At 64.7% G+C, this 6,601-nt stretch carries 8 protein-coding genes; 5 read left to right on the top strand and 3 right to left on the bottom strand.

Features of this window, described 5'->3' with window-relative positions; all coding sequences use genetic code 11:
* Positions 1–187: 187 nt before the first annotated feature.
* Complete coding sequence (locus WBF82_RS09705; RefSeq protein ID WP_424382830.1) at positions 188–820, top strand: hypothetical protein; 633 nt, start codon at positions 188–190, stop codon at positions 818–820.
* 8 nt (positions 821–828) lie between these two features.
* On the opposite strand, the gene arc is transcribed toward WBF82_RS09705, so the two are convergent.
* The gene (arc, locus tag WBF82_RS09700; RefSeq protein WP_424382829.1) at positions 829–2,655 is read right to left on the bottom strand and encodes a proteasome ATPase; all 1,827 of its coding nucleotides are present in this window, start codon (positions 2,653–2,655) and stop codon (positions 829–831) included.
* A gap of 146 nt (positions 2,656–2,801) precedes the next feature.
* Between arc and WBF82_RS09695 the strand changes: the two genes are divergently transcribed.
* From WBF82_RS09695 to WBF82_RS09685, 3 genes are read left to right on the top strand one after another with little or no spacing between them, the layout of a single operon-like run.
* Positions 2,802–3,302, top strand: a complete 501-nt coding sequence (locus tag WBF82_RS09695; RefSeq protein ID WP_424382828.1) for a hypothetical protein — start codon at positions 2,802–2,804, stop codon at positions 3,300–3,302.
* A 10-nt stretch (positions 3,303–3,312) separates the two neighbouring features.
* Entirely contained in the window at positions 3,313–3,855 is a 543-nt protein-coding gene (locus WBF82_RS09690; protein ID WP_424382827.1) for a hypothetical protein, read from the top strand.
* Positions 3,856–3,862: 7 nt separating this feature from the next.
* Positions 3,863–4,156, top strand: a complete 294-nt coding sequence (locus WBF82_RS09685; RefSeq protein ID WP_424382826.1) for a DUF503 domain-containing protein — start codon at positions 3,863–3,865, stop codon at positions 4,154–4,156.
* Here the strand turns inward: WBF82_RS09685 and WBF82_RS09680 are convergent.
* On the bottom strand, positions 4,153–4,980 hold the full coding sequence (locus WBF82_RS09680) for a tRNA (adenine-N1)-methyltransferase (protein ID WP_424382825.1): 828 nt from the start codon (positions 4,978–4,980) through the stop codon (positions 4,153–4,155). The two genes, WBF82_RS09685 and WBF82_RS09680, sit on opposite strands and share 4 nt — an antisense overlap.
* A gap of 127 nt (positions 4,981–5,107) precedes the next feature.
* On the opposite strand from WBF82_RS09680, the gene WBF82_RS09675 reads away from it, so the two are divergent.
* Positions 5,108–5,998 (top strand): RecB family exonuclease, encoded by an 891-nt coding sequence (locus WBF82_RS09675; protein WP_424382824.1) that lies wholly within the window; start codon positions 5,108–5,110, stop codon positions 5,996–5,998.
* Between the two features lie 3 nt (positions 5,999–6,001).
* Here WBF82_RS09675 and WBF82_RS09670 read toward each other — a convergent pair.
* A partial coding sequence (locus tag WBF82_RS09670) for an FAD-dependent oxidoreductase (RefSeq protein ID WP_424382823.1) occupies positions 6,002–6,601 on the bottom strand: 600 nt, incomplete at its 5' end.

Genomic DNA, 6,601 nt, shown 5'->3' with positions numbered 1-6,601 from the left:
GCAGTCGGGTCTGACGGCGAGGAAATGCCGTACTCGACCTCCGTCCCGATAATCCGTTGCATGACTAAAGCCTAGGCGTGGCGACGATGCGCGCCGCGCTGGGGGAACCGCCCGGCGGCGTTGCGGGAAGGTGAACAGGGTCGGGCGCCCATTGACGCTGGTGACTGAAGTGATTACCTTCACCCTGATGCCTGCCCACGCTGCGCCTGAGCCCACCGAAAGTCTGTCCGGAAAGCGCTACGGCGAAGTGCTGCTGGTGACGCCCGGCGAGGCGGGGCCGCAGGCCTCGGTCTACAACAGCTTCCCGCTCAATGACTGTCCGGCCGAGCTGTGGTCGAAGCTCGACGCGCAGGCCATCGCGACCGAAAACGGCGCTGCCACAGTGCTTCTCAACGGACCGCGGTACTGGCTGATGAACTCGATCGAAAAGACGCAGCAGGGCCCGCGGATCATCAAGAACTTCGGCGGTATCGACATGGAGCTGCAAGCGACCGTCTTGTTGACCGCGATGAACCCGGCGCCCTACACCGCAAATCAGGTCAACCGCCATACCGTTTTCACTTTCGACGCCGGAGAAGAGATCTACGAACTGCAAGACCCCGCTTTTCGGCGCTGGGTGATGCAGACCTGGAGCCAGATCGTCGATCCGAACCTGTCGCGAGCCGACCTGCCCAAACTCGGCGAGCGACTCAACGTGCCGGACGGGTGGACCTATCAGGCACGCGTGCTGGAAAGCCCACTGCGTATTGACACCACCACCCACGCCGCCCAGGTACTGCAAGACGATCTGACCAACAGCTATTCGCTGCTGAGCGGCTAAGCCAGCGACTACAGGTACTGGCCGAGGTTCGACTCGGTGTCGATGGCCCGGCTGGCACTCGACGACTTCCCGGTGACCAGCGTGCGGATGTAGACGATCCGCTCGCCCTTCTTGCCCGAGATCCGGGCCCAGTCATCGGGATTGGTGGTGTTGGGCAGGTCCTCGTTCTCGGCGAACTCGTCGACGATCGAGTCGATCAAATGCTGAATGCGCAGGCCCGGCTGACCGGTGTCCAGCACCGACTTGATCGCGTTCTTCTTCGCCCGGTCGACGACGTTCTGGATCATCGCGCCAGAGTTGAAGTCCTTGAAGTACATGATCTCTTTGTCGCCGTTGGCGTAGGTGACTTCCAAGAACCGGTTGTCGTCGATCTCGGCGTACATCCGGTCGACGACCTTCTCGATCATCGCCTTGATGCACAACGAGCGGTCGTCGCCGAATTCCGCCAAATCGTCGGCATGTACCGGTAGTTGCTCGGTGAGGTACTTGGAGAAGATGTCTTGCGCCGACTCGGCGTCCGGACGCTCGATCTTGATCTTGACGTCGAGGCGCCCGGGCCGCAGGATCGCCGGGTCGATCATGTCCTCGCGGTTGGACGCACCGATCACGATGACGTTCTCCAGGCCCTCCACGCCGTCGATCTCGCTTAGAAGCTGCGGCACGACCGTTGTCTCGACGTCGGACGAGACTCCGGTACCGCGGGTGCGAAAGATCGAGTCCATTTCGTCGAAGAACACGATCACCGGAGTGCCTTCGGAGGCCTTCTCACGGGCCCGCTGGAAAATCAGCCGGATGTGGCGTTCGGTCTCGCCGACGAACTTGTTCAGCAGCTCCGGGCCCTTGATGTTCAAGAAGTACGACTTGGCTTCGCGCGCATCGTCGCCGCGAACCTCGGCCATCTTCTTGGCCAACGAGTTGGCGACGGCCTTGGCGATCAACGTCTTACCGCACCCGGGCGGGCCGTAGAGCAGCACACCCTTGGGCGGGCGAAGCGCATATTCGCGGTACAGCTCCTTGTGCAGGAACGGCAGCTCCACCGCGTCGCGGATCTGCTCGATCTGTCGGCCCAACCCGCCGATGTCGTTGTAGGTGACGTCGGGCACCTCTTCGAGTACCAGGTCCTCGACCTCGGCCTTGGGAATGCGTTCGAACGCATACCCAGCCTTGGTGTCGACCAATAGCGAGTCGCCGGGCCGCAGCTTGCGGGGCCGCTGGTCGTCGTTGAGAGCGTCCGGGTGGCCGTCGGGCAGATCCTCGGCGACCAGTGGGTCGGCGAGCCACACGATCCGTTCCTCGTCGGCGTGGCCGACGACCAGCGCGCGGTGCCCGTCGTTGAGAATCTCGCGCAGCGTTGAGATCTCGCCGACGGATTCGTAGGTGCCGGCCTCGACGACAGTTAAAGCCTCGTTGAGCCGAACCGTCTGTCCCTTCTTCAAAGACTTGACGTCGATGTTGGGCGAGCACGTCAAGCGCATCTTGCGACCCGAGGTAAACACGTCGATGGTCTCGTCGTCGTGCGTTGACAGCAGCACGCCGTAGCCGCTCGGCGGCTGACCGAGCCGGTCAACCTCTTCGCGCAGCGCCAGCAGTTGCTGGCGGGCTTCCTTGAGCGTTTCCATCAGTTTGGAATTCCGCGCAGCGAGCGAATCAATTCGCGCCTCAAGCTGGTGAATATCGCGCGGGCTGCGTGCCACACTCTGCGTCGCGACGGCATTGTCGAGTTGCTCGCGCAATATCGCTGCCTCGCGCCGGAGCTCCTCGAGCTCGGCCGCATCCTCGCTGGACAGGTCTGGCTCGCGAGGGCTACCGAACGTTTCGCGCTCTGACTCACCCATGTTGCGCTCCTTTCCCGCTCCTTCAAGGTGGTGCGGCGGATGCCTCAACGCTACCGGCGATTTCCAATTCATGCGGGAACTCGAAATGGGGCAGACTGGCATCGGCGTTAACATCATGTTGAGTCGGCCTGATCGAGAGGACTTTTGTGACCCTGAAATACCTTGCCACGGGCGTGGCGGCTGTTTCCGCGATCGGCGCGGCGGCTGCGGGTGTGACCTGCATTGCATCTGTTACCGCCCCGTTGCCTGAGGTGCAGCCGGTCGTTTTCAGCGCGCCGCTGCCGCTGGATCCGGCGGCAGACCTGCCGACCGCCGAGCAGCTAGCGACCGTCCTCAACACGCTGCAGGACCCGAGCGTTTCCTTCGCCCAAAAGGGTTACCTCGTAGACGGCGGCATCCCGGTCCCGGCATCTCTTGCCGACCACGAACTGCAAAAGGCCGCTGCCAAGGGCAGCTTGCCGCTGACGTTCAACTTCACCAGCATCACGCCCGCCGGCCCCGGTGCCGCCGCTGCCACCCTGACCGCGACGGGCCCGCATCTCGCCCCGACGTACGAGAACCTCACGTTCGTCAATCAGGGCGGTTGGAAGCTGTCGCACGACTCGGCGATGACGCTGATGCAATCGGTGCGGTCGTCGGGCCACTGACAACGGCCGAATGCCCCGATCGCTGACGGCAGTCTTGAGCGCCGTCTCGATTGCGGCGGCGTTCGGATTCTCGGGGTGTGCGGGTGATGAGCACGGTGGGTCGCCGAACGCTGAACCGCCGCCGGCGTCGGCCTCGCTCACGTCGACGGCGACTGCACAGATCGCTCCGCTGCCGCATCCCGATGCCCTGGCCCAGGTGCTGTACCGGCTGGCCGATCCTTCGATACCCGGCACTCAGAAGCTGAACCTGGTCGAGGGAGCCGGCCCAGACAATGCCGCCGTGTTCGACCAGTTCGCCATGGCACTGCTCAACGGCGGCTTCGCGCCGATGCACTTCGATGTGCGCGACGTCGCGTGGTCAGACCGGGCTCCGGCCGACGTCATGGCCAACGTCAACGTCAGCTCACCCAATCGCGGCGCGCCGACGTTCTCCTTCCCGATGGAATTCACGCCATACCAGGGTGGCTGGCAGCTGTCGGCGCGAACTGCCTACGTGCTTCTGGCTTTTGGGACCGATCAAGGCGCGCCCCCGGCGTCGACACCGGGACGCTGACCCGGCGATGTGGATCGGTTGGCTCGAGTTCGATTTGCTGCTCGGTGATGTGCGCTCACTCAAGCAGAAGCGATCGGTGATCCGCCCAGTGCTGGCCGAGTTACAGCGAAAGTTCAGCGTGTCGGCCGCGGAAACCGGGTCGCATGAGCTCTACCGACGTGCAGGCATCGGGGTGGCGATGGCGTCGGCCGACCGCGGCCACGCTGTCGATGTGCTCGACGCGGCCGAACGGCTTGTGGCCGCTCATCCGGAGTTCGAACTGTTGTCGGTACGCCGTGGATTGTCGCGCAGCGACGACTAGCGCTTGCGGCGCAGCGGAGTCGGCGTGACGGTGTCAGGCGCCAGTCGACGAGCGGACACCAAGAACCCGGTATGGCCGCGCATGTTGTGCTGCGGACGCACCGCCAATCCGACTACGTTCCAACCTCTTTGGAGAGTCTCCCAGGCGCGCGGCTCGGTCCAGCACTGCTGATCGCGCAGCGCCTCAACGGTCTTCGACAGCTGAGTGACGGTGGCCAGATAGACGATCAGCACACCACCGGGGGCTGTCACCCGCGACACGGTGTCGAGCACGTCCCACGGCGCCAGCATGTCGAGCACCGCCCGATCGATGCAGCCGTCGGCCAGATCGGTCTCGACGACGTCGCCGATGATCAGTTGCCAATTGGCCGGCGCGCAGCCGAAGTACGTCTCCACATTGCGACGGGCGTGTTCGGCATGGTCGGCACGCACCTCATAGGAGATCACCCGCCCGTCCGGGCCGACGGCACGCAGCAGCGAACAGGTCATCGCCCCGGAGCCGGCACCGGCCTCCAACACGCGGGCGCCGGGGAAGATGTCACCCTCGAGCACGATCTGAGCGGCGTCCTTGGGGTAGATCAACTGGGCACCGCGCGGCATCGACATTACGTAGTCCACCAGCAGCGGACGCAACACCAGGAATGGGTCCCCGTTGGTCGATTTGACCACGCTGCCTTCCGGCCGTCCGATCACCGCGTCGTGCGCGATCGCGCCGCGGTGCGTGTGGAATTCGCCACCGGCGCTGAGCAGCATCGTGTAGTGCCGACCCTTGGCATCGGTGAGTTGGACACGATCGCCCACCGCGAAGGGCCCCGTTGCAGACACAGCTGTCTAGCCTGCCAGCAGACGCGCCGGGAAAGGTGCGCGGGGTTGTCCGACCTCGCGCTTAGGCTGCGGACATGAGCCGCGCCGACGACGATGCAGAGCGAAGCGATGCTGAGGAGCGGCGCACATGAGTGGCGACGAAGCGGGCAAGGCAGTCCGCCCGCCATCAAGACCGGCGCTGTCCCCGTCGCGGGCCGCCGACTTCAAGCAATGCCCGCTGCTCTACCGGTTCCGGGCCATCGATCGCCTGCCAGAGCCGCCGTCAACGGCACAACTGCGGGGCTCGGTGGTGCATGCCGCTCTGGAGCAGCTGTACGCCCTGCCGGCAACGCAGCGCGGCCCGCAGACCGCCGGCACACTCGTCGGCCCCGCTTGGGAGCAGGTGATCGGTGCGGAACCCGAGTTGGCCGCCGCGCTAGACACCGAGCAACAGGCTCAACTCCTCGACGAGGCCCGCGCCCTGCTATCGGGCTACTACCGATTGGAAGATCCGACCCGGTTCGACCCGCAAAGCTGCGAGCAGCGCATCGAGGTGGAGCTCGCCGACGGCACACTGCTGCGCGGGATCATCGACCGGATCGATGTCGCCGCCACCGGTGAGTTGCGGGTCGTGGACTACAAGACCGGCAAGGCGCCTCCGGAAGCACGGGCCCTCGCCGAGTTCAAGGCCATGTTCCAGATGAAGTTTTATGCGGTGGCGTTACTGCGCTCCCGGGGCGTGTTGCCGACGCGGCTGCGGCTGATCTATCTGGCGGACGGCCAGCTGCTGGACTACTCCCCCGACGAAGATGAGCTTCTGCGGTTCGAGAAGACGCTGATGGCGATTTGGCGGGCAATTCAATCTGCTGGTGCGACAGGCGATTTCAGACCCAGACCGTCGCGACTATGCGACTGGTGCGCACACCACGCCCACTGCCCGGCCTTCGGCGGCACGCCGCCGCCCTACCCGGGCTGGCCGAAGCATCCCGATGAAGGTGACGCGGACGCCGTGCTGCACCGGGCAGACCCGGCCGCGTAATAGCTATTGCAGCGGCGACATCTCCTGCAACATCGTCGGTATCAGCTCGCTGACCGTCGGGTGGATGTGCATCGTGCGGGCCAGCGTGGTGTACGGTGCCTCCGCTGACATCACGTCCAGGATTTCGTGGATGGCCTCGTCGCCACCGACACCGAGGATGGCCGCTCCCAAGATCTGCAGAGTTTGAGCATCGACGACGACTTTCATAAAGCCTTGTGTCTCACCCTTTTCCACCGCACGGCCAACGCGAGTCATCGGTCGTTGACCGACTAACGCCGGGCGGCCCGACGCGCGCACCTGTTCGACGGTCATTCCGGCCCGTCCCAGCGGCGGGTCGATGTAGAGGGCATAGGTGGGGATGCGGTCGCTGACCCGGCGCGGTTCGCCGTCGAGCAGGTTGGCCGCGACGATTTCGAAGTCGTTGTAGGAGGTGTGAGTGAACGCCCCCTTGCCGTTACAGTCGCCCATCGCCCAGATGTGTTCGACGTTCGTGCGCAGCTGGTCGTCGACGACGATGAAACCGCGTTGGTCGGTCTGCACACCCGCGCGGTCGAGACCGAGGTCGTCGGTGTTGGGCTGGCGGCCTACCGCCAGCAGTAGGTG

The organism is Mycobacterium sp. (genome assembly GCF_049673265.1).
Classification (GTDB): domain Bacteria; phylum Actinomycetota; class Actinomycetes; order Mycobacteriales; family Mycobacteriaceae; genus Mycobacterium.
The sequence above is the reverse complement of the archived record's forward strand: the minus strand, read 5'-3'. Positions and strand labels throughout refer to the sequence as shown.

What these genes read in the sequence shown, in the direction of transcription:
- arc (WP_424382829.1), bottom strand. Translation starts at nt 2,655, where the DNA reads ATGGGTGAGTCAGAGCGCGAAACGTTCGGTAGCCCTCGCGAGCCAGAC.
- WBF82_RS09705 (WP_424382830.1), top strand. Translation starts at nt 188, where the DNA reads ATGCCTGCCCACGCTGCGCCTGAGCCCACCGAAAGTCTGTCCGGAAAG.
- WBF82_RS09690 (WP_424382827.1), top strand. Translation starts at nt 3,313, where the DNA reads ATGCCCCGATCGCTGACGGCAGTCTTGAGCGCCGTCTCGATTGCGGCG.
- WBF82_RS09685 (WP_424382826.1), top strand. Translation starts at nt 3,863, where the DNA reads ATGTGGATCGGTTGGCTCGAGTTCGATTTGCTGCTCGGTGATGTGCGC.
- WBF82_RS09675 (WP_424382824.1), top strand. Translation starts at nt 5,108, where the DNA reads ATGAGTGGCGACGAAGCGGGCAAGGCAGTCCGCCCGCCATCAAGACCG.